This is a genomic window from Paraburkholderia rhizosphaerae, assembly GCF_004366595.1.
Classification (GTDB): domain Bacteria; phylum Pseudomonadota; class Gammaproteobacteria; order Burkholderiales; family Burkholderiaceae; genus Paraburkholderia; species Paraburkholderia rhizosphaerae.
On sequence record NZ_SORE01000025.1, the window covers coordinates 51869 to 72511 of the forward strand.

Here is a 20643-nt window from a genome sequence, read left to right on the forward strand (position 1 = left end):
GCGATGCAATCATCACAACACGCGTCCTCGTCAGACGCTTCCGAAGCCCTCGTCGCGACGCGCGGCTCGCGCCGCTCGTTCGCGACGAACTGGCTCGATCGTCAGGCTCGCTATGTGTTCGTGCTGCCGACTGTGCTGCTTATTCTCGCGTTCTCGGTTTTTCCGCTGGTCGCATCCGCGTATCTGTCGTTGACACGGTTTGAGCTAGGCGAGGGCGGCTATGGATTGAAATTCATCGGATTGCTGAACTACAAGCGCCTTTTCGTCGGCACGCATCAGTTTCACTTTGTTGGCGTGTTTCATCCGGTGGGCGTCATCAGCCTCACGGTAATCGCGCTGACGGTGTTGCTGATCGGCTGGTGGCTGGTGCGCTATCTGATGAGTGCGCGCCGCTCGGTGATCGGCGTCCTCGGCCGCCTGATCGCCGCAGCGGCGTTATTGACGGTGATCTGGCTCGCGGCCGTCACGATCGGTTCCAGCGGCCAGCCCGGCACGCTGACGGTCACGCTGTTTTATGTGGTGCTCGGCGTCGCGTTGCAGTTCTCGATCGGCCTCGGCCTCGCGATGCTATGCACGTTACCGCTCAAAGGCAATCGATTTTTTCGCATCCTGTTTTTCCTGCCGCTGATGGTGACGCCAGTCGGCATTGCATACATGTTCCGGATGATGGCCGACACCTCGGTCGGCCCGCTCGCGCCGTTCTGGTCGCTGATCGGCCTCGGACAGATCGCGTGGGCCGCGGACCCATGGCTCGCCCGCGCAGTGGTGGTAATCGGCGACACCTGGCAGTGGGTGCCGTTCATGTTCCTTGTGCTGCTCGCGGCGCTCGAAGGCACGTCGCGCGATCAGATCGAAGCCGCGCAGCTCGATGGTGCGTCGAGCTGGAGAATCTTCCGCGACGTCGTCTGGCCGTCGATTGCGCCGGTCGCCGCGAGTGCGGTGCTGATCCGCCTGATCGAAGCGTTCAAGATCGTCGACTTGCCGAACGTGCTGACCAACGGCGGCCCCGGCATCGCGACCGAATCGATGACGCTGCACGCGTTTATCGAATGGCGCACGCTGAATCTCGGCGGCGCGTCGGCGGTCGCATACATGCTGTTCTTCGTATCGACGATCGCCTGCGTGTCGTTCTTTCAACTGGTCGTGAGGCGTGCGAGAGGGCAGCGGACATGACGTCGAAAACCACCGGATTCAAGCGTCTGTTCGTGCCGGCACGTCTCGACGCAATCCCACCCGGCACGAGAGCGATCGCGTACGCGCTGCTCGGGCTATGGTCGCTCGTCGTGCTGTTCCCGCTGTACTGGATGGCGATCACGTCGTTCAAGCTGCCGATCGACGTGTCGAATGGCCCGGTGTATTTGCCGTTCGTCGATTTCAAACCGAGCCTCGACGCGTGGCATTACATTTTCGTCGACCTCGGCCCCGACACGTTTCGCCCGTATCTGAACTCGCTGATCGTCGCGATCTGCAGCACGGCGGCCGCGGTATTTCTGGGTTCGATGGCCGCGTATGCGCTTGCGCGGATCGAGTACCGGCCACCGCTCGCGGCGATCGGTATCGGCGTGCTGCTGCTTGCGGTGCTGAGCGCCGCGGTCGCATGGGGCGGTGTCGACCTGCGGATCGCCGTGGCGGTGGCCATCGCGTTGTTCTTCTTGCTGCTCAGGCCGGTGATGCGCCGCGCGCGACGGCACATGAACAACGACGACATTCTGTTCTGGATGGTCTCGCAGCGCATTCTGCCGCCGGTTGTCACCGTTATTCCGATCTATCTGACGTTCAAGACGGTCGGCCTGCTCGATACGCATCTCGCGTTGATCATCACCTACGCGACGTCGAATGTGCCGATCGTCGTGTGGCTGATGTACGACTTTTTCACCGGTGTGCCGAAGGAAATCGAGGAGAGCGCGCAGATCGACGGCGCGACGCGCTTTTCGATTCTGTTCGGCATCGTGTTTCCGCTGGTGGCGCCAGGGCTCGTCGCGACCGGTCTGCTGGTGCTGATTCTCGCGTGGAACGAATACCTGTTCGCGCTCTTTCTGACAACCGCCAACGCACAGACGCTGCCGCTGCTGGTTGCCGCGCAGAACGCAACGCGTGGACCGCAGTGGTGGAACATGTCGGTGCTGATCCTGATCATGATCGCACCGGTGATGGTGCTTACGCTGACGTTGCAGCGCTTTATCGTGAAGGGCATTCTTGTGGGAGCCGTGAAAGGATGAACGACAGGATCAACGACCTACCCACGCCCGCGCGGCAACATTCGAAGAGCGTGTCGCTGCGCAACGTCAGCAAGGATTTCGGCGAAACGCGCGTGCTGCATGACCTGTCGCTCGATGTACGCGCCGGCGAGTTTCTGGTGCTGCTCGGCGAATCGGGCTGCGGCAAGACTACGGCACTGCGCATCGTTGCCGGGCTCGAGTCGGCGACCGAAGGCACCGTGCATGTCGGCGAGCGCGACGTCACGCAGCAACTGCCGCGCGATCGAGACGTGGCGATGGTGTTCCAGTCGTACGCGCTGTATCCGCACAAGACGGTGTTCGAAAACATCGCGTACCCGCTGATCGTGCGCAAGCATCCGAAAGCGCAGATCGAAGCGGCGGTGCGCGACGTTGCCGCCAGCGTGCATCTGGAACCGATGCTCGAACGCTATCCGCGTCAGCTGTCCGGCGGCCAGCGGCAGCGGGTTGCACTCGCGCGCGCGATCGTGCGGCGTCCCGCTGCGTTCCTGATGGACGAGCCGCTGTCGAACCTCGATGCGAAGCTGCGCGGCCATATGCGCGCCGAGTTGAAGCATATGCAGCACGAACTCGACATCACGACCATCTACGTCACGCATGATCAGATCGAAGCGATGACGCTCGCGCATCGTGTCGCGCTGATCGATAAAGGTGTGTTGCAGCAGCTCGATACGCCTGCACGGATCTACTCGGAGCCGGCTAACCTGTTCGTTGCCGGCTTTATCGGCTCGCCGCCGATGAATTTTCTGCGCGGCACGCTCGCCGATGGCCGCTTCGATGCCGAAGGGATCACGTTTGCCACCGGCGTCAGATATAACGGCGCGGCAACGTTAGGCGTACGGCCCGAAGAATGTTCGCTGGTCGCGGCCGGAGACGGCGTCGGCCGCGGGCGGATATATTCGGTCGAACTGATTGGCGATCACTCGCTCGTTACGCTGAATATCGGCGAGCAACCGGTGGTCGTGAAAGTATCGAACATGTTCGCCGGTGAGATCGGTGCGGAAGTCGGCCTGAAGCTGAACGCCGAGCGCGTGTATCTGTTCGATCGGGAGTCGGGCGCGCGTATCGGCCGCGCGTGAAGCGGCTCTTTCGAGGTTCGTTCATGCCCGCCGCTGATGCGGCGCGGCACGTTTTGCGGACCCGCAGCGCTGCATGACACGACGCGGCGCTTCGGCCCATGAAGCGTCGGTTCGCATCGAGCCGAATGCGCTGTCCATTTCCCGCTTAACCATCGAGTCGGGTTCGACGCGGCCCAACCGTGTGCGAGTTTCCGCGAAGGAATAACACCTTGTGCCCGCGTGTTGTGACAGGCGAGTCGCGCCGCGTGTCGACGTTATGTCTACATGGCGCTTTTTGCTTGGCATAACAGGACACGAAAATGGCAGAGCGGCCATCGGCACACACGGCACACACAATCGTCTACCACACGCTTCGCGCACGGATACCCAACCTGCGACGCTGTTTGCTTACACGCGCGCGGCGCGGCGCTGGCGTGCTGTTCGCCATCGCCGTTGCAGCGATGCTGACTGCGTGCAGCGGCTATGAGTTCACGCCCGGCGCGCCAAGCACGTATCTCAGCAACACCGCGGTAGCCGACGCGCCTGCATCGCGGCCGCTGGTCGGCGTCGCGATTTCCGGCGGCGGCAACCGGTCCGCGCTATTTGCGTCGTATGTGCTCGAGCTGCTAGGCAGTCTGCCTGTCGCCGCACCGGCGGGCACCGATTCGGCAGGGCAGCCGATCAGCTTCCTCGATACCGTCGATCATATTTCGAGCGTGTCCGGCGGCAGTTTTGCCGCGTCGTACTTCAGCATGAAGGGCATCGGCCACTACAGCGAGATGCTCACCGGCAGTACGATCCCAACGCCCTATGCACAGTTTTTCGACGATTTTCATCAACAGATGAACTTCAATTGGGAAGCGGCGCTGTTCGGTTTCAAGATCGTCATGTTAGGTTCGAACGCGGACGGCCTCGCGAGGGCAATCGACACACAGTATCTGCACGGCGCGACTTTCGCCGATCTCGACAAACGCGAGGCGTCGGGCGCGAGTCCGTATCTGATTCTGAACGCGACGCACTACGATACCGGCCGCCGTTTCGTGATGACGACGATCCCGAGCGCCGCATTCTGCCTGAATACCGAGAAATTCCTGCTTGATGTCGTCTACGCACCGACCGGGCAAACAGAGCACGTCGACGACATGCACGAGGCGCAATTGAGCAAGTGCGATCGCAGCGATGCGCTGACGCCTGAAGGCTTCGACAACTTCTGGAACCCCAGGCAGCAGTCGGTGCCGAGCGCCGACATGCCGCTGGCGCGCGCGGTCGCGACATCGGGTGCGTTCCCGCTGGTGGTGGGGCCGATCGCTTATCGGGTGAGCGGCGACCATGAGTTGCTGCATCTGATCGATGGCGGCGTCGCCGATAACAGCGGCATCGAATCGCTGTCGCAACTGTTCCTGCGCGATCTGCTGAAGACGCGTTCGCACCGCGACCTGATCATCTCGCTCGACGCATCGCTGCCGTTCAATGCATACGGCGCGACGATCGCCGGCGACAAGTCGCCGCTGTCCGCCTTTATCGACGACCCGACACGCGTGTCCGACATTCAGGAAGTGCGTGCGTCGCTGTATCGGCAGGACCTATGGAATGTGACGACCTACGCGGCGCGCACGATGAAGCGCTCGAGTAGCGCGATTACGCGGCTCGATATTGTCGGACTGAAGCCGGACGATCTGAATGTCAGCTCGCTGCGCATCGACACGCCCGAATGCCATGCACACTACGACGACAAGAAAGCCGTGACTACGGCGGCACGCGATATTCCGACCCGGTATCACCTGGACGCCTGCGATGCGCAACTGGTGCGCATCGCGGCGTGCTGGAGCGTGCATCAACATGCGCAGCAAATTCAGCAGTTCTTCGATGCGAGGGCAGGGAACGGGCGCCGTACCAGCGGCGGCTACGGTCAGGATGAAGAAACCAGCGGTCGCAACGCCGATGGAGGCCCGAACGGTGACCGTGCCAGTACCGGCATGCTCGAATCGCGGATCAAGCAGATGTGCCCGGAACTGGTCGCCGATCACGCGCTGTGAGTCTCGTATGAAGGATAGAGGCCCGTCACGGCCTTTGTCGGTCATGCCCCGCGTAACTCGTCGTCTCCTTGTACACAGCGCCGAACGCGTTTTCGACCCACAGCGAGCAATTCGCGCAGGGCGCCGCGATGATGCCCAGCCTGTTGAACGACACGAGCGTGTAATGGCGCGGATTGCGTCCCCGGCCCATCAGTTCGAGCCAGATGTGGGCTTCCGAGCAAACGCTATACGGACGATTTGCCGGGCCGGGCACCTGCAATGAGCGCCACGGTGCCTTTGGCTCGAATAGCTGCAAATATTGCGGATAAGGCTTTGTCGGATCGACCGTGCCATCCGGCGGCGCGATGCCGCCGCTCATCGCGAATACCTTGAGCTTCGCATCGCTGCTGATGGCGAGCGACATCATCCGGTTGTCGGTGTTCTTGTCGCGGGTGCTGATTGCGTATTCGTTGGCGGCTGCCTTGATCTGATGGATAGTCAGCGAGTTCTTGGTCATGGCGTTGGAATGAAGCCTGGAGGGCGGGCACACATTGCTATTGTTCATTCAACATCTGACCCAGGTGCATTATTCCAGGCTTCGACGCATATCCCGGGCCGCCACACGATCGTCGCTTCGCTAAAAAAAGGGCGTGCCACCCTTCGATGGCACGCCCCGCACTTTTGAAGCCTGGCGGCTCAGACCGTCTGCGCGGCTCCCGGATCGTTGCGATCTCCGCGTCGATCCCGATGGTGATCCGCGCCGATAAACATGTACATCGCCGGCACGACGAACAGCGTAAACAACGTGCCGATCGACAGCCCGGTGAAAATCACCAGACCCATCGCGTTGCGGCCCGCCGCGCCCGCACCCGATGCGATCACCAGCGGCAGCACGCCGAACACCATCGCCGCGGTGGTCATCAGAATCGGCCGCAAACGCACCGCCGCCGCTTCTTCAAGCGCCTCGCGCTTCGATTTTCCGGCGCGCTGCAACTGGTTCGCGAACTGCACGATCAGAATGCCGTGCTTGCTGACGAGCCCCATCAGCGTAACCAGTCCGACCTGCGTATAGATGTTGAGCGTCGATAGTCCGATGTTGATAAAGATCAGCGCGCCGAACAGCGCCATCGGCACCGATATCAGAATCACGATCGGATCGCGGAAACTTTCGAACTGCGCGGCCAGCGCGAGGAACACGATAATCGTAGCGAACAGCAGCGTGACGGCGAACCCGCCGGACTCCTGCACGAACTGCCGCGAGAGCCCGGAAAAGTCTGCCGTATAGCCGGACGGCGCCGCTTCGACGGTCGCCTGGCGCAGGAAGTCGAGCACCTGGTTTTGCGACACGCCCGGCACGACGACGCCGGAAATCGTCGCCGAATTCAGCTGCTGGAAGTGGTTGATCGACTCTGGCACGACCTGCTGCTTCAGATGCGTGACGGTCGACGCCGGAATGACGCTGCCGTCCGGCGTGCGCAGATAGTAGTCGAGCACCTGCGACGGATTCAGACGGTCGGTTTGCAGCACTTGCGGAATCACCTTGTACGAGCGGCCCGCGATCGAGAAGTAGTTCACGTAGTTGCCGCCCAACGCCGCGCCGAGCGCGGCGCCGACGTCCGCTTGCGTCATGCCGAGCGACGCGACCTTGTCGCGGTCGACGAGCAAAACGCTCTCGGGCTTGTCGAGCTTCAGGTCGCTGTCGACGTAGAAGAACATCCCGCTCTGGTATGCCTTCGCGAGCACCGCCTGCGCGACTTCGTTCAGGTTTTCGAACGGCTCGGTGGTCGTGATCACGAACTGCACCGGCAAGCCCTGCGCGCCGGGCAGCGGCGGGAACTGGAACGCGGCCACGCGCGCGCCGGCGATGCTATTCCACTTCTGCTGCAGTTCCTGCTGAAGCTGCGTCGCGCCTTTCTTGCGCTTATCCCATGTCTTGAACAGCACGCCGCCAATGCCCTGGTTAAGCGTCGGTGCGCCGGTCAGCTGGAACATCTGCGAGTACTCAGGCATCTGCTTTGAAATATCGAATACCTGGTCCGCGTACATCTGCATCTGCTGAATCGTCGCGTTCGGCGGTCCCTGGATTTGCGACAGCACGATGCCCTGGTCTTCCTGCGGCGCGAGCTCCGACTGCGACGTCATGAACAGGTACACGGTGCCGCCAAGCAGCAGCACACCCATCACGATAAACACCTGCCACGTATCGAGCGTCGCATGCAGCAGGCGCGCATAGCCGCGGTGCACGCGATCGAACTGGCGGTCGACGAAACGCACGAAGCGATTCGACTCCTGCTCGGCGGTGAAAAAACGCGAGCACATCATCGGCGAAAGTGTCAGCGCGACGATGCCCGATACGGTCACCGCACCTGCCAGCGTGAACGCGAATTCGGTGAAGAGCGCGCCGGTCAGGCCGCCCTGAAAGCCGATCGGCACGTACACGGCGATCAGCACCACGGTCATCGCGAGGATCGGCCCACCGAGTTCGCGCGCGGCGATCAGCGCGGCCTCATACGGCGAGCGGCCTTCTTCCTTCATATGCCGGTCGACATTTTCAACGACGATAATCGCGTCGTCGACGACAAGGCCGATTGCGAGCACCAGTGCGAGCAGCGTCAGCAGGTTGATCGAGTAGCCGAGCAACTGCATCACGAAGAACGTGCCGATCAGCGACAGCGGCATTGCGATCAGTGGAACGATCACCGCGCGCAAGCTGCCGATAAACAGGAAAATCACGACCGTGACGATCAGCAGCGCCTCGACGAGCGTCTTGATCACTTCCTCGATCGACGTGTTCACGAAGTCGGTCGCATCGTAGACGATATCGCCGGTCATGCCGGTCGGGAACTGTGACTGCAAGCCGGGAAACGCGGTGCGCACGCGTTTTGCGACATCGAGAATATTCGCGTCCGGCGCGACCTTGATACCGATAAACACCGAGCGCTTGCCGGAAAACGCGACGTTGAAGTCGTAGCTGTCCGCGCCGAGCACGACATTCGCGACGTCTTCGAGCCGTACGATCGCGGTGCCTTTCTGCTTGACCACAAGCTTTTTGAAGTCATCGACGGAATGCAGGTCGGTGCCCGCATTCAGGTCGACGGTGACCATCTGCCCCTTGGTCGTGCCGAGCGTGGCCAGATAGTTGTTATTGCCGAGCGCGGCGTACACGTCCTGCGCAGTGACGTTATGCGCGGCGAGCCGCGCCGAATCGAGCCATGCACGCAGCGCGAATTGCCGGCCGCCGAGAATTTCGGCGGTTTGCACGCCTTCGATCGAATCGAGCTTTGGCTTCACGACGCGCAGCAGATAGTCGGTGACGTTATTGCTCGGCAGTACGCTGCTGTAAAAGCCCATGTACATCGCGTCAGTCGTTTCACCGGTCTGCACGGTTAGCACCGGCTGCTGCGCCTGCGGCGGCAACTGGTTGCGCACTGACGCGATCTGCGTGTTGATTTCGGTCAACGCGCGGTTCGAGTCGTAGTTCAGGCGCAGCGTGACGGTGATCGTCGATACACCGGTCGTGCTGGTCGACGACATATAGTCGATGCCTTGCGCCTGCGCGATCGCCGATTCGAGCGGCTGCGTAATAAAGCCGGCAATGGTGTCGGCGCTCGCACCGTAGTACGCGGTCATCACGGTGACCACCGCGTTTTCGGTCTTCGGATATTCACGGACCTTCAGCGCGATCAGCGCACGCGCGCCAAGCACGAGAATCAGCAGACTGACGACGGCCGCGAGTACTGGCCGCTTGATAAAGATGTCGGTAAAGTTCATAGTGCGCGGCCCCTTATTGTTCCTGAGGCTGCGGGTTCGGACTGTCGGCCGGCTGCACGCGATTGTCGATCACCAGCGGCGTGCCGTTCTTCAGCTTCAGTTGTCCGCTCGTCACGACCTGCACACCTGGCTCGATGCCCTTCAGAATCGCGACCTGATCGCCGCGCGTCGGCCCCGGCGTGACGAAGACCTGCTGCGCGGTCGGCATCGTCTTGCCTTGCGCATCCGGCTTGTCGCCCGGCTTCACGATAAACACGGTCGCGCCGTACGGGTTATAGGTAATCGCGGTTTGCGGCAGGGTCAGGTGGCGTTCTTCGCCGCCCGCGTCGATCTTCACGTTCGCGTACATGCCGGGCAGCAGCTTGCGTTCGCGGTTATCGACGGTCGCTTCGATCTGCACATTGCGCGTCGTGTTGTCGACCCGCGGGTTGATCGAGCGGATCTTGCCGCTGAACGTGCGGCCGCCGAACGCGTTGGTGTCGAGCGCGATCTGCTGGCCAACCGCGAGCTGGCCCAGTTGCTGTTGCGGCAGATAGAAGTCCGCATAGATCGGATCGATCGCTTGCAGCGTGACGATCGCGTCGCCTGGATTCAGATACTGGCCGGGGTTCACGGTCGTGATGCCGACCCGGCCGGCAAACGGCGCGCGGATCGTCTTTTTCTCGACCAGCGCCGCCTGTTGCGCGACCTGTGCGGTCTTGCTTTTCAGATCGGCGGCATCCGCGTCGAGCTGCGCTTTCGCAATCGCCTGAATATCGAACTGCGCCTGGTCGCGCTTGTAGACCGTTTGCGCGAGATCTGCCGCGGCCTGCAGCGAATGCAGCAGCGCGACATCGGAATCGTCGTTCAGGCGCACCAGCACCTGGCCGGCTTTCACATCCTGCCCCGATGCAAAGGCGATTTCGCGCACGAGGCCGGGCACTTCGGTTGTCACGTCGACGCCGCGCACCGCGCGCAGGCTGCCGACCGCCGCAAGCTGCGGCTGCCACGTCTGGAAGTTCGCGACGGTCGCGGTCACGGTCGCGGGCGGCAGCGCGTTGCTCGCCATCATCTTCGCGATCATGTGCGACTTGAACAGATTGAAGCCGACAATCGCGCCGAGCAGCAACCCGACACAGATCAGCATGATGATCATGCGTTTTGTGATGCGGCGCCGGTGGCGCGCCGGCGAGATGGCGGCGTCGGCTGACTGGTTCGCGATCGGTCCTTTTGTACTCATCGTTATGTCCTTGCACGTCTCATCGTGAAGCGCCGTCCGCTGTTATCGCGCGGTGGCGCTTCGTGGTCGGCTTCATGGTCGTTCAGTGAATCCGCGGTCGCCGTTCGCGGCAACTGTTCGGGGTCACTGCGGCGGTAAAGGCTCGGAACGCGCGCGTCATCCTCATTGCACCGCGGCGGTTTCCGGCACCGGGTCGTGCCACCAGCCGCCGCCGAGCGCCTGGAACAGCGCCGCGGTATCCGCATAGCGCGCGGCCTGCGCCTGCGCGAGATCGACGACGGTTTGCTGGTACTGGCGCTGCGTGACGAGCAGCGACAGATAGCTGATGCCGCCGAGCTTGAACTGGCCGCGCGCCATATCGAGTGCGTCGCTGGCCGATTGCCATGCTTCGGTTTGCGCGCTCAGGCCGCTCGCGTCGTGATCGAGCGCGCGCAGCGAATCGGCGACGTTCTGGAATGCGAGCAGCACGGTTTGCCTGTATTGCGCGTCCGCCTCTTCGTACGCGGCCACGGCCGCGCGCTTTTGCGACAGCAACTGGCCGCCGCGGAAAAGCGGCTGCAGCAGGCCCGCGCCGATGCTCCACACCGTGCTTTCCGCACGGAACAGTTCCGCGGGCGTCAGCGACTGCGTGCCGTAACTTGCCGACAGCGTGATCTGCGGATACATATTCGCGGTCGCGACACCGACTTGCGCACTGGCCTGATGCAGCGTCGCATCGGCCGCGAGAATGTCGGGCCGCTGCCTGACCAGCGCGGACGGCACGCTAACCGGCAGCGTCTGCGGCAGCGAGAACATCTCGAGCCGGAACTCCGGCAGGCTCGGGTCGCTCGGCGGGCTGCCCGACAGCACCGCCAGCTGATGGCGCGTCTGGTCCAGCTGTTGCCGCAGCGGCGGCAGCGTCGCGCGCGTTTGCGCGAGCAGCGTCTGCTGCGTCAGCACATCGGTGCGACCGATACCGCCGAGTTCGAACTGCTTTTTCAGCGTGGTCAGCTGCGCGTCTTCCTCTTTCGCGATTTCTTCAGTCGCTTCGATCTGCGCGCGCAGCGACGCTTCCTTTACCGCTGCGGTGACGATATTCGCGGTGAGCGCGAGCCACGCGCCCTGCAACTGATAGCGCTGATAGTCGACCTGCGAGCGCGCCGCCTCCACACCGCGGCGCGCGCCACCCCACAGGTCGAGCGCATAGGACACGTTGACCGATGCGTTATACAGATTCAGATCTTCGGTGAACTGCGGCTGGCCGAATGTGATGCCGTTGAATTTCTCGCGTGTCGCGTTGATCTGCCCATCGACGCGCGGCAGCAGCGTGCCGCCGAACTGCGCGCTCAGGTTCTCGCGCGACTGACGCAGCGCCGCGCGCGCCGATGCGATATTCGGGCTATTGGCGAGCGACTTGCGAATCAGTGCGTCGAGCGGTTCGCAATGAAACAGCGTCCACCAGGCCGCCGGAATCTCGTCGCCGCTTGCAAAGCGCTGCGGCACGCCGGATGCGCCGGGAGCCGACGCGGTCTGATCCGGCAGCGGGGCCGTCGTGTAGCTGTCGGTCGGCGGCGGTGCGGGAGTCCGGTAATCGGGCCCGACCATGCAGCCCGCCAGCAGCAGTGCGGGCAAAACGATCGACGCAGCGCTGCAAAGCGCCGTGCATGAACGACCTGATGGTAGGGAGTGCGGGTTATTGTCCTTTGTCATCAATCCACCCTGTTTCGCGCGCGCCTTGTGCGGTTAGGCGCACGGATGCCGATATTCAATGCAACTAAGCTGGTCTTTTCGGGATGCAAAACGCCCGGCGGCATGCCGAATTGGCGCATAGCCTAGCATGGCTCGATCGCATATCGGTGATCGGCATAAATCGCGCAGGGCTTTGAGCGCGATCGTCCGCACGGGTGGACCAGCGCCACGCGGCGCCCGCCGTATGGCAAGCGAACCGCACTGGGCCGCGTGCGCCGTAACGGGATACCACCAGGCCGACGCGCAATGCGCGTCGCCTATGATGATTCAACCGTCAAACCTGGAACGGGCCATGAAAATTTCCATCGATCCGCGGTTTAACGCGTCGTTCTTGTCAGCGATGCAAACGACGCGCGCGCAGCTGAAAATGCGTGCGGCATGGCTTCTTGCGTGCGCCGCATTGACGCTTGCGCTGATTGCACAGCCCGGGGTTGCACGCGCCGGGTATCTGATTCCGGATAGCGTGCAACTCACGCCGGTCGCGCAATTCCCTGGTACGACGGGCTATATGGCGCCAGACTATGCGGCGCAGCGCGCGCGGTTGCACAGCGTGTATCTCGCGCCGATCGAAGTTTTTCTGTCACCGGATTCGCCGTACAAAGGCATCGATCCCGACCAAATGGCGCAAGTCACGCGTACGTTCGCGCAGATCCTGACGCAGGAGGTAATGAAGGACATGACGGTCGTCGATTCGCCACGCCCCGATTCGCTGATCCTGCAAATCGCGTTGACCGACGTGCGGCTCGAAAAAGAGGGCTTTCGTCTGCGCAACCTGACGCCGGTCGGCGTCGCGATCAACGGCGTGAAGCGCGTCGCGGGCGTCAGCAAGATCTCGTTCAAGACAATGACCGTGCAGGCGATCGGCGCGTCGGGCGACAACGAAACGCTGCTGTTCGCAATCAACAATCCGCCGCGGCCGGATGACGTACCGGAGTCCGTTCGGCTCGACGAAATACCGCGCGCGCTGGCGGCGAAAGCGCAGAACCTGAAGGCGGCGTTCGAAGCGATCCGTGACGCGCACTAGCGTGCGCGAGAGCCGTGCCGGTGACATAAAGTGACATAGTTTCCGCATTGCCTTCGCAGCGGCGAACGACAAGAATTCGCCCTGTCACCACGCGATTCGCAGCACGACGCAAGCGACGCAGGTGCCCGACTCATCGGAGGAAGGAATGAAGAAGTGGATTACCATGCTGGCCTTGTGTATCGCATCGACGGGTGCATTCGCGCAGAGCGCGCCAGCGCAAGAAGTGCCCGCGCAAAACATGCAGTCGATGCAGGCAATGGGTGGCGCACGCATGCAGCAAGCAATGCAGCAACTGCAGGAACGCTTTGGCGCTGCGAACACCACGCACGACGGCAAGTTGACCAGGGAGCAGGCGGCGGCTGGCATGCCGCGCGTCGCACAGCATTTCGATGAAATCGACACGCAGAAGGTAGGTTACGTGACGTTGCCGCAACTCGAGCAGTTCATGATGTCAAAGCGACGACAGTAAATGCCTGCTGTAGCGTCGCTTCGCGTTTCCTATCCGGAGACTGGCATGGACCGATCCGCCCGCATCATCGTGCTCGACGACGAAGCCGAACTGCGCAATATGCTGCAGCGTTTTCTGACGTCGCAGGGTTTTTCGGTGCGGGTCGTCGAGAACAGCACGCGCCTGAAGCGCTATCTGGAGCGCGAGCCGTATGACGTGCTGGTGCTCGACCTGATGATCGGCGACGAGAACGGTCTCGAGATCTGCAAGCAGTTGCGCGCCGAAGGCGAAACGCTGCCCATTCTGATGCTGACCGCGAAGGGCGATCCACTCGATCGCGTCGCGGGCCTCGAGACCGGCGCCGACGACTATCTGGCGAAGCCATTCCTGCCGCAGGAACTGACCGCGCGAATCAACGCATTGCTACGCCGGCAGAAGATCGCGGCCGGCGAGCCGACCGTGACGACGCAATCGGTGCGCTTCGGCGACTTCCGGCTCGACGTCGGCAAGAGCCTGCTGTTTCGTGGCGACGAAGCGGTTGAATTGCATTCGGCGCAAATGCTGCTGCTGACCGCGCTCGGTTCATCGCCGAACCGCGCCGTGAGCCGCGACAATCTGATCGCTCGCGCACGCGGCCGCGAGCACGACGCGCTCGATCGCAGCATCGATGTGCAGGTGCTGCGGCTGCGGCAGGCGATCGAAAGCGATCCGTCGAAGCCGCGTTTTATCAAAACCGTGTGGGGCGTCGGCTATATGCTGATTGCCGACGTCGAATCATGACCGCGCGTGTCGAAGCAGGTGCGCAAACCGATCGGGTGCCGCGTGCGTCATCCAGCGCGGTAGATAGACGTTTGCTCGCGCGACTGATGCCGCGCTCGCTGCTCGCCCGCAATATCCTGCTGTTGATCGTGCTGATCGGGGTCAGCGAAGTGGCCTCGTTAACCGTGCTACTGCACTACGTGCAGCGGCCGCGCGTCGAGCGTGCGGCCGCGGTGTTCGGCGCCTACATCACGACGCTCGACGCGGTGCTGTCGGCCACGCCGCGCGAATCTCGCGATGCGCTGGTCGAGCGGCTCGATGCGCGTGCCGACGTGCCGTCCGACGCGCTGGTGCAGCCGCCGACCCGGGCGCTCGAGTTCTACCGCACGCACGAGCTCGGCATCTTCCTCGAGACGCTGCACCGCTATCTGCCGGCCGGCAGCGACGTGCGCTGGGAACCCGAACGCACACGCGGCGCGCCGCAGCATATGTGGCTGCTCGTGCATATCGCCGATACGCCGTACTGGATTTCGCTGGTGCTGCCCGAGGAGGCGCAAGGCGGCCGGCTTCTTAGCGCGCTGCTACTCGCGCCAGGGCTCGGCGTGCTTGCCGCGCTGACCGGCTTTCTGCTGCAGCGGCACCTGAACCGGCCGCTGCAGCATCTGGCCGACGCGGCGCGGCGCGTCAGCGAGGGCGATCCACCCGAGCCGCTGCCGGTCGATGGCCCGACCGAAATTGCGCAGGTCAGCACCGCGTTCAATCAGATGACGCATGCGCTGCAGCAGGCGGAAGCGACGCGCGCGATGATGCTGGCCGGCATCTCGCACGATATCCGCACGCCGCTGACGAAGCTGCGCCTTGCGATGGCGATGGCGGGCGCACCGCGCGACGATGCATTCACCCATGCGTCCGAGTCATACCTTGACCAGATCGACACGATCCTTCAGCAATTCATGGACTACGCGGGCAGCGGTGAACGCGAGGCTGCGCAGCCTGGCGATCTGAATGGGCTCGTGAGCCAGCTCGCTGCGGATTTCGCGGGGCTCGGGCATGATTTCGAACTGTCGCTCGCGGATTTGCCGCCGGTTGCGTTTCGGCCGATCAGCATGATGCGGCTGCTGATGAACCTGATGCAGAACGCAATCAAGTATGGCCGCAGCGGCTTCGCGGTGCGCACGTGGCGCGATGCGCGCGCGGTGTACGTGGCGATCGGCGATCGCGGCAGCGGGCTGACGGCCGCCGAACTCGAAGCGCTGAAGGCGCCGTTTCAACGCGGCAAGAATGCGCATAGCGGAACCAGTGGCACGGGTCTGGGTCTCGCTATCGTCGAAAGGATCGCGCGTCTGCATGGCGGCACGCTGCAATTTCATCCGCGCGACGGCGGCGGGCTCGAAGTGTGGGTCGTGTTGCCGCAGTGACTGTGAGCGGTGACCGTAACCCGTGACCGTAAGCGGGACCCCAGGCGGTGACGTCGGGCAATGACGTCGGGCCATCACCTGAAACAGGGATAGGAGAGGGCATATCGATGACCGACATCGCGCGCCCGTTCGACGCCGCGCGTCTTGACGCCGAATGGCTCGAGGCGGACGGCTTCGGCGGTTTTGCCTCCGGCACGGCTGGCACGCCGCGCACGCGCCGTTATCATGCGCTGCTGCTCGCGGCGACGCGCCCGCCGGCAGGCAGGATCGTGCTGGTGAACGGTATCGAAGCGTGGCTCGACGCGAACGGCGAGCGTTATCCGCTGACCACGCAATGCTATATGCCCGATCTGAACGTACCGGATATCACCGGGCATCTGCTCGATTTCACGACGCAACCGTGGCCCACGTGGCGATTCGCACCCGGCGCGCATGGTGAGGTCAGCGCGGAACTATTCGTCGTCAAGCAGACTGCCGAGACGGTGCTGCGCTGGCGCCTGCGGCGCGACGCGAAAAGCGCGGGCCGCGCGACAGGCGGCCAGGCGAGCAATACGACAGGCCGCGTCACGCTGCACGTGCGGCCGCTACTGTCGGGTCGCGACTATCATGCGCTGCACCATGAAAACCATGCGTTCAACTTCGCCGCGAACATCGACGGCGGTTGCGTCAGCTGGCGACCGTATGGCGATTTACCGGCGATTTACGCGGCGTCGAACGGCGCGTATGAGCATGCGCCCGATTGGTATCGAAACTTCCGCTACCCGCGCGAGCGCGAACGCGGACTCGAATTTACCGAGGACCTCGCGACGCCCGGCGTCTTTACATTCGATCTTTGCGCCGGCGATGCGGTGCTGATTTTCAGCGCGGAGGGCGTGCCCGCTACGCACGAGAACACGACAACCAGACCCTCCGACGCGTCGACGCACGCGCAGCAGCTCGAAAACGCGGAGCGTACGCGCCGCGCGTCGTTCGCGTCGCGCCTGCACCGCGCGGCCGATGCGTATGTCGTGGCGCGCGAGCGGGGTCGCACGATCGTCGCCGGCTTTCCGTGGTTCACCGACTGGGGCCGCGACACGTTTATCTCGATGCGCGGCCTGCTGCTCAGCTGTGCACGTTATGACGAAGCGGAAGCGATCCTGCTCGAATGGTCGGCCACGCTATCCGAAGGCATGTTGCCAAACCGCTTTCCGGACTATGGCGACGCGCCCGAATACAACTCGGTCGATGCGTCGCTTTGGTTCGTCGTCGCGGTGCACGACTATCTTGCTGTGCAGCATGCGTCCGCTGCGACGCGCCGCCGTCTGCAGCAGGCGGTCGATGAAATTCTCGCCGGTTATACACGCGGCACGCGCTTTGCAATTGGCGCCGACGACGAGGACGGCCTGCTGCGCGCGGGCGTGCCCGGCGTGCAACTGACATGGATGGACGCGAAGATCGGCGACTGGGTCGTCACGCCGCGCATCGGCAAACCAGTCGAAGTGCAGGCCCTGTGGATCAACGCATTGCGCATCGCATCAAACTGGAACCCGCATTGGCGCGAAGCCGCGAAGCGCGCGACGCGCGCTTTCGTCGAACGATTTGTCGACCCTGCAAGCGGCGCGCTGTTCGATGTGGTCGACGTCGATCACGTGCGCGGCACGTTCGACCGCTCGGTGCGACCGAACCAGATTTTCGCGGTCGGCGGCCTGCCGTTTCAGGTCGTCGACGGTGTGGCCGCGCGCGCGGTGGTCGCGCAGGTACGCGTGCATCTGCTGACGCCGCTTGGCCTGCGCACGCTCGCGCCGTCGGATCCCGCGTATCGCGGCCACTATGCGGGCGGCCCGCTCGAGCGCGATGGCGCCTATCATCAAGGCACGGTGTGGCCGTGGCTGCTCGGTCCGTTCGTCGAAGCGTGGATGCGCGTCGAACAACCCGATGCGCAGGCGTGCGCGGCGGCCTTCGAGCGTTTTGTCGCGCCGCTCGATGCGCATCTGGACGACGCGGGCCTCGATCACATCAGCGAAGTCGCTGACGGCGATGCACCGCACCACTGCGCGGGTGCACCTTTTCAGGCGTGGTCGCTCGGCGAGCGGCTGCGCATCGACGCGATACTTGCCATGCGACACATGAGATAGCCCGCCAAACGCGCAACGCCGCGCAAAGCGCGCTACGATGTGACTCCTGCCGCGTAGTCAAAAAGGAGGAAGCTGTCATGCCCTGCCTTCGTGCCTGCAATCTGCTGGACACCGCCGAGGGTACCCGTCTGCATTCCACCGAATGCACACAGTGGCAACGCTGGGGCCCATATCTGAGCGAACGCCAGTGGGGCACGGTGCGTGAGGACTACAGCGCGGACGGCACCGCATGGGATTACTTCCCGCACGATCACGCGCGCAGCCGTGCTTATCGGTGGGGCGAGGACGGCATTGCCGGCTTCGGCGACGACACGCTGAACTGGTGCGTGTCGCTTGCGTTGTGGAACCGGCATGACCCGATCATCAAGGAACGTCTGTTCGGTCTCACGAACTCGCAGGGCAATCACGGCGAGGACGTGAAGGAGCTGTACTTCTATCAGGACGGTACGCCGACGCATTCGTACATGCGGATGCTGTACAAGTACCCGCATGCTGCGTACCCGTACGCCGATCTCGTCGAAGAAAACGCGCGCCGTGGTGCGGACCTGCCCGAGTACGAAGTGCTCGATACCGGCGTATTCGACCATTCGCGCTACTTCGATGTGACCGTCGAGTATGCGAAGCACACGCACGAAGATATCGTGATGCGCGTAACGGTCGAGAACCGCGGCGACGTGGCCGCATCGCTCGATGTGCTGCCGCAGATCTGGGCGCGCAACAAATGGTCGTGGAAAGGGCTCGAGGACAAACCATCGCTGATGCTCGAGCGGATGCGCGATCGCACGTATCTGTTCGGCCGCCATCCGAGCCATGAGTCGATCATCGTGTCCGCGTGGCGCAAGGACACCGGTTATGGGACCGGCGTCGAATGGCTGTTCTGCGAAAACGACACCAACGTGATGCGTCTGTACGGCATGGACGCGGTCGGTCCGTTCAAGGACGGCTTCAACGACTATCTCGTGCATGGCCAGCGCGAAGCGGTGCGCCGCGACGCAGGCTCGAAAGCGGGCGCGCATGTGTCGCTCGAACTCGAACCGCACGGCGAAGCGGTCGTTTATCTGCGCTGGCGTGTCGCGTCGATGCCCGACGAAGTGCCGCTCGACGCCGACGCGCTGTTTGCTCACCGCATTGCCGAAGCGGACGAATTCTACGGCGCGTTGCAGCGCGAGATCGAAGATCCTGACGAGCGCCTCGTGCAGCGTCAGGCGCTCGCGGGCATGCTGTGGTCGAAGCAGTATTACCAGTTCGACGTGCAGCGCTGGATGGACGGCGACCCGGCGCAGCCGGTGCCGCCCAGCGGCCGGCGGCGCGGCCGCAACGCGGACTGGCGGCATCTGTGCAACGCGGACATCGTGTCGATGCCGGACAAATGGGAGTACCCGTGGTACGCGTCGTGGGATCTCGCCTTTCACGCGGCCGCGTTGGCGCTGATCGACCCCGCGTTCGCGAAGCGCCAGCTGCTGCTGCTCGTGAAGGACCGCTATCAGCATCCTAACGGTCAGTTGCCCGCGTATGAATGGGCGTTCAGCGATGCGAATCCGCCGGTGCATGCGTGGGCCGCGTGGCGCGTGTACGAGATCGACCGGTCGCTGACCGGCAAGGGCGATCGCGATTTTCTGGAACTGGTGTTTCACAAGCTGTTGCTGAATTTCTCGTGGTGGGTGAACCGCAAGGACGCGGATGGCCGCAACATTTTCCAGGGCGGTTTTCTCGGACTCGATAACGTCGGCATCTTCGACCGCTCGTCTCCGCTGCCAACCGGCGGACATATCGATCAGGCCGACGGCACCGCATGGATGGCCGCGTATGCGCTGGACCTGATGCGCATCGCGCTCGAGCTTGCGTATGAGAACCGCGTGTTCGTCGATATCGGCGTGAAATTCTTCGAGCACTTCCTGTATATCGCCGAAGCGGTGAGCTGCGACGACGGCTGCGAAACCGGCTTGTGGGACGGCCAGGACAGTTTCTTCTACGACAAGCTGCGACTGCCCGACGGCAGCAACGTGCCGATGCGCGTGCGCTCGATCGTCGGGCTGATTCCGCTGTTCGCGGTGCACGTGCTCGAACATCGCTTGCACCACACGTTGCCGGGGTTGCACGAGCGGCTGATGTGGTTCTTCCGGCACCGTCCGGATCTCGCGCGGCTCGTGTCGCGCTGGAACGAGCCCGGCAAGGGCAATAGCCTGCTGCTGTCGCTGTTGCGCGGGCATCGGATGAAAGCGCTGCTGCGCCGCGCGCTCGACGAAGCGGAGTTTTTGTCCGACTACGGCGTGCGTGCGCTATCGCGCGTGCATTGCGACGCACCGTTTGTCTACCGGCATGACGGCAAGGAATTTTCGGTCAAATATCTGCCTGCCGAATCCGACTCGCGCGTGTTCGGCGGCAACTCGAACTGGCGCGGACCGATCTGGATGCCGGTCAACTTTCTGCTGATCGAATCGCTGTACGAATTCCATCGCTACTATGGCGATGAGTTCCGCGTCGAGTATCCGACCGGCTCGGGCATCCGGCTATCGCTGCGCGAGATCGGCGATGAACTCGCGCGCCGTATGACGAGGCTGTTCCTGAAAGGCCGCGACGGCAAACGGCCGGTGATGGGCGCTTATCCGCAATTGCAGGCGGACCCGCGCTCGCAGGATCTCGTGCTGTTTCATGAGTACTTCCACGGCGACAACGGCCGCGGTGTCGGCGCATCGCATCAGACCGGCTGGAGCGGGTTGGTCGCGCTGCTGCTGCAACCGCGCGAAGCGGCGAGCTCGGGCCTCTTGCCTACCGCGAGCGAAACGGAGCAGGCGGTCGCGGCCAAATAGCCGCGTGCATGTGCGGCGGATATCCGGTGCGTGAGCCGCCAA

At 63.2% G+C, this 20643-nt stretch carries 14 protein-coding genes; 10 read left to right on the forward strand and 4 right to left on the reverse strand.

The window, feature by feature from the left end; translation table 11 throughout:
* The first annotated feature begins 3 nt into the window (after window positions 1-3).
* The 4 genes from BX592_RS26655 (at window position 4) to BX592_RS26670 (ending at window position 5331) form a co-directional block, all read left to right on the forward strand.
* Window positions 4-1173 carry a carbohydrate ABC transporter permease gene (locus BX592_RS26655; protein ID WP_134196278.1) on the forward strand — a complete coding sequence of 390 codons (1170 nt, stop codon included), beginning with the start codon at window positions 4-6 and terminating at the stop codon, window positions 1171-1173.
* Window positions 1170-2219, forward strand: a complete 1050-nt coding sequence (locus BX592_RS26660; protein ID WP_134196279.1) for a carbohydrate ABC transporter permease — start codon at window positions 1170-1172, stop codon at window positions 2217-2219. Before BX592_RS26655 ends, BX592_RS26660 begins: the two co-directional genes overlap by 4 nt.
* On the forward strand, window positions 2216-3316 hold the full coding sequence (locus BX592_RS26665; protein ID WP_134196280.1) for an ABC transporter ATP-binding protein: 1101 nt from the start codon (window positions 2216-2218) through the stop codon (window positions 3314-3316). The genes BX592_RS26660 and BX592_RS26665 overlap by 4 nt, the downstream gene beginning before the upstream one ends.
* 413 nt (window positions 3317-3729) lie before the next feature.
* A complete protein-coding gene (locus BX592_RS26670) occupies window positions 3730-5331 on the forward strand; it encodes a patatin-like phospholipase family protein (RefSeq protein WP_166676476.1) in 1602 nt (533 codons plus the stop codon).
* A gap of 25 nt (window positions 5332-5356) precedes the next feature.
* Here BX592_RS26670 and BX592_RS26675 read toward each other — a convergent pair whose 3' ends face one another.
* From BX592_RS26675 to BX592_RS26690, 4 genes are all read right to left on the reverse strand, one after another.
* Complete coding sequence (locus tag BX592_RS26675; RefSeq protein WP_134196282.1) at window positions 5357-5827, reverse strand: hypothetical protein; 471 nt, start codon at window positions 5825-5827, stop codon at window positions 5357-5359.
* A gap of 179 nt (window positions 5828-6006) precedes the next feature.
* The gene (locus BX592_RS26680) at window positions 6007-9081 is read right to left on the reverse strand and encodes an efflux RND transporter permease subunit (RefSeq protein WP_134196283.1); all 3075 of its coding nucleotides are present in this window, start codon (window positions 9079-9081) and stop codon (window positions 6007-6009) included.
* A 13-nt stretch (window positions 9082-9094) separates the two neighbouring features.
* Complete coding sequence (locus tag BX592_RS26685; RefSeq protein ID WP_134196322.1) at window positions 9095-10216, reverse strand: efflux RND transporter periplasmic adaptor subunit; 1122 nt, start codon at window positions 10214-10216, stop codon at window positions 9095-9097.
* A 246-nt stretch (window positions 10217-10462) separates the two neighbouring features.
* Complete coding sequence (locus tag BX592_RS26690; protein ID WP_134196284.1) at window positions 10463-11989, reverse strand: efflux transporter outer membrane subunit; 1527 nt, start codon at window positions 11987-11989, stop codon at window positions 10463-10465.
* A 331-nt stretch (window positions 11990-12320) separates the two neighbouring features.
* On the opposite strand from BX592_RS26690, the gene BX592_RS26695 reads away from it, so the two are divergent.
* The 6 genes from BX592_RS26695 to BX592_RS26720 all read left to right on the forward strand — a co-directional run bounded on the left by BX592_RS26695 (window position 12321) and on the right by BX592_RS26720 (window position 20601).
* A complete protein-coding gene (locus BX592_RS26695) occupies window positions 12321-13052 on the forward strand; it encodes a DUF3313 family protein (protein WP_166676477.1) in 732 nt (243 codons plus the stop codon).
* A 145-nt stretch (window positions 13053-13197) separates the two neighbouring features.
* Window positions 13198-13521: an EF-hand domain-containing protein gene (locus BX592_RS26700; RefSeq protein ID WP_134196286.1), complete on the forward strand. Its 324-nt coding sequence runs from the start codon at window positions 13198-13200 to the stop codon at window positions 13519-13521.
* Window positions 13522-13566: 45 nt separating this feature from the next.
* Window positions 13567-14280 (forward strand): response regulator, encoded by a 714-nt coding sequence (locus BX592_RS26705; protein WP_134196287.1) that lies wholly within the window; start codon window positions 13567-13569, stop codon window positions 14278-14280.
* A gap of 86 nt (window positions 14281-14366) precedes the next feature.
* A complete protein-coding gene (locus BX592_RS26710) occupies window positions 14367-15677 on the forward strand; it encodes an ATP-binding protein (protein ID WP_243849747.1) in 1311 nt (436 codons plus the stop codon).
* Between the two features lie 107 nt (window positions 15678-15784).
* Window positions 15785-17791 carry an amylo-alpha-1,6-glucosidase gene (locus BX592_RS26715; RefSeq protein WP_134196289.1) on the forward strand — a complete coding sequence of 669 codons (2007 nt, stop codon included), beginning with the start codon at window positions 15785-15787 and terminating at the stop codon, window positions 17789-17791.
* A 77-nt stretch (window positions 17792-17868) separates the two neighbouring features.
* Entirely contained in the window at window positions 17869-20601 is a 2733-nt protein-coding gene (locus BX592_RS26720) for an MGH1-like glycoside hydrolase domain-containing protein (RefSeq protein WP_134196290.1), read from the forward strand.
* Window positions 20602-20643: the final 42 nt, after the last annotated feature.

Excerpts from the sequence above, each read along its gene's own strand:
- BX592_RS26690 (WP_134196284.1), bottom strand. The coding sequence starts at position 11,989 with ATGACAAAGGACAATAACCCGCACTCCCTACCATCAGGTCGTTCATGC.
- BX592_RS26710 (WP_243849747.1), top strand. The coding sequence starts at position 14,367 with ATGCCGCGCTCGCTGCTCGCCCGCAATATCCTGCTGTTGATCGTGCTG.
- BX592_RS26705 (WP_134196287.1), top strand. The coding sequence starts at position 13,567 with ATGGACCGATCCGCCCGCATCATCGTGCTCGACGACGAAGCCGAACTG.
- BX592_RS26700 (WP_134196286.1), top strand. The coding sequence starts at position 13,198 with ATGAAGAAGTGGATTACCATGCTGGCCTTGTGTATCGCATCGACGGGT.
- BX592_RS26680 (WP_134196283.1), bottom strand. The coding sequence starts at position 9,081 with ATGAACTTTACCGACATCTTTATCAAGCGGCCAGTACTCGCGGCCGTC.
- BX592_RS26665 (WP_134196280.1), top strand. The coding sequence starts at position 2,216 with ATGAACGACAGGATCAACGACCTACCCACGCCCGCGCGGCAACATTCG.
- BX592_RS26715 (WP_134196289.1), top strand. The coding sequence starts at position 15,785 with ATGACCGACATCGCGCGCCCGTTCGACGCCGCGCGTCTTGACGCCGAA.
- BX592_RS26685 (WP_134196322.1), bottom strand. The coding sequence starts at position 10,216 with ATGATCATCATGCTGATCTGTGTCGGGTTGCTGCTCGGCGCGATTGTC.
- BX592_RS26660 (WP_134196279.1), top strand. The coding sequence starts at position 1,170 with ATGACGTCGAAAACCACCGGATTCAAGCGTCTGTTCGTGCCGGCACGT.
- BX592_RS26655 (WP_134196278.1), top strand. The coding sequence starts at position 4 with ATGCAATCATCACAACACGCGTCCTCGTCAGACGCTTCCGAAGCCCTC.
- BX592_RS26695 (WP_166676477.1), top strand. The coding sequence starts at position 12,321 with ATGAAAATTTCCATCGATCCGCGGTTTAACGCGTCGTTCTTGTCAGCG.
- BX592_RS26720 (WP_134196290.1), top strand. The coding sequence starts at position 17,869 with ATGCCCTGCCTTCGTGCCTGCAATCTGCTGGACACCGCCGAGGGTACC.
- BX592_RS26675 (WP_134196282.1), bottom strand. The coding sequence starts at position 5,827 with ATGACCAAGAACTCGCTGACTATCCATCAGATCAAGGCAGCCGCCAAC.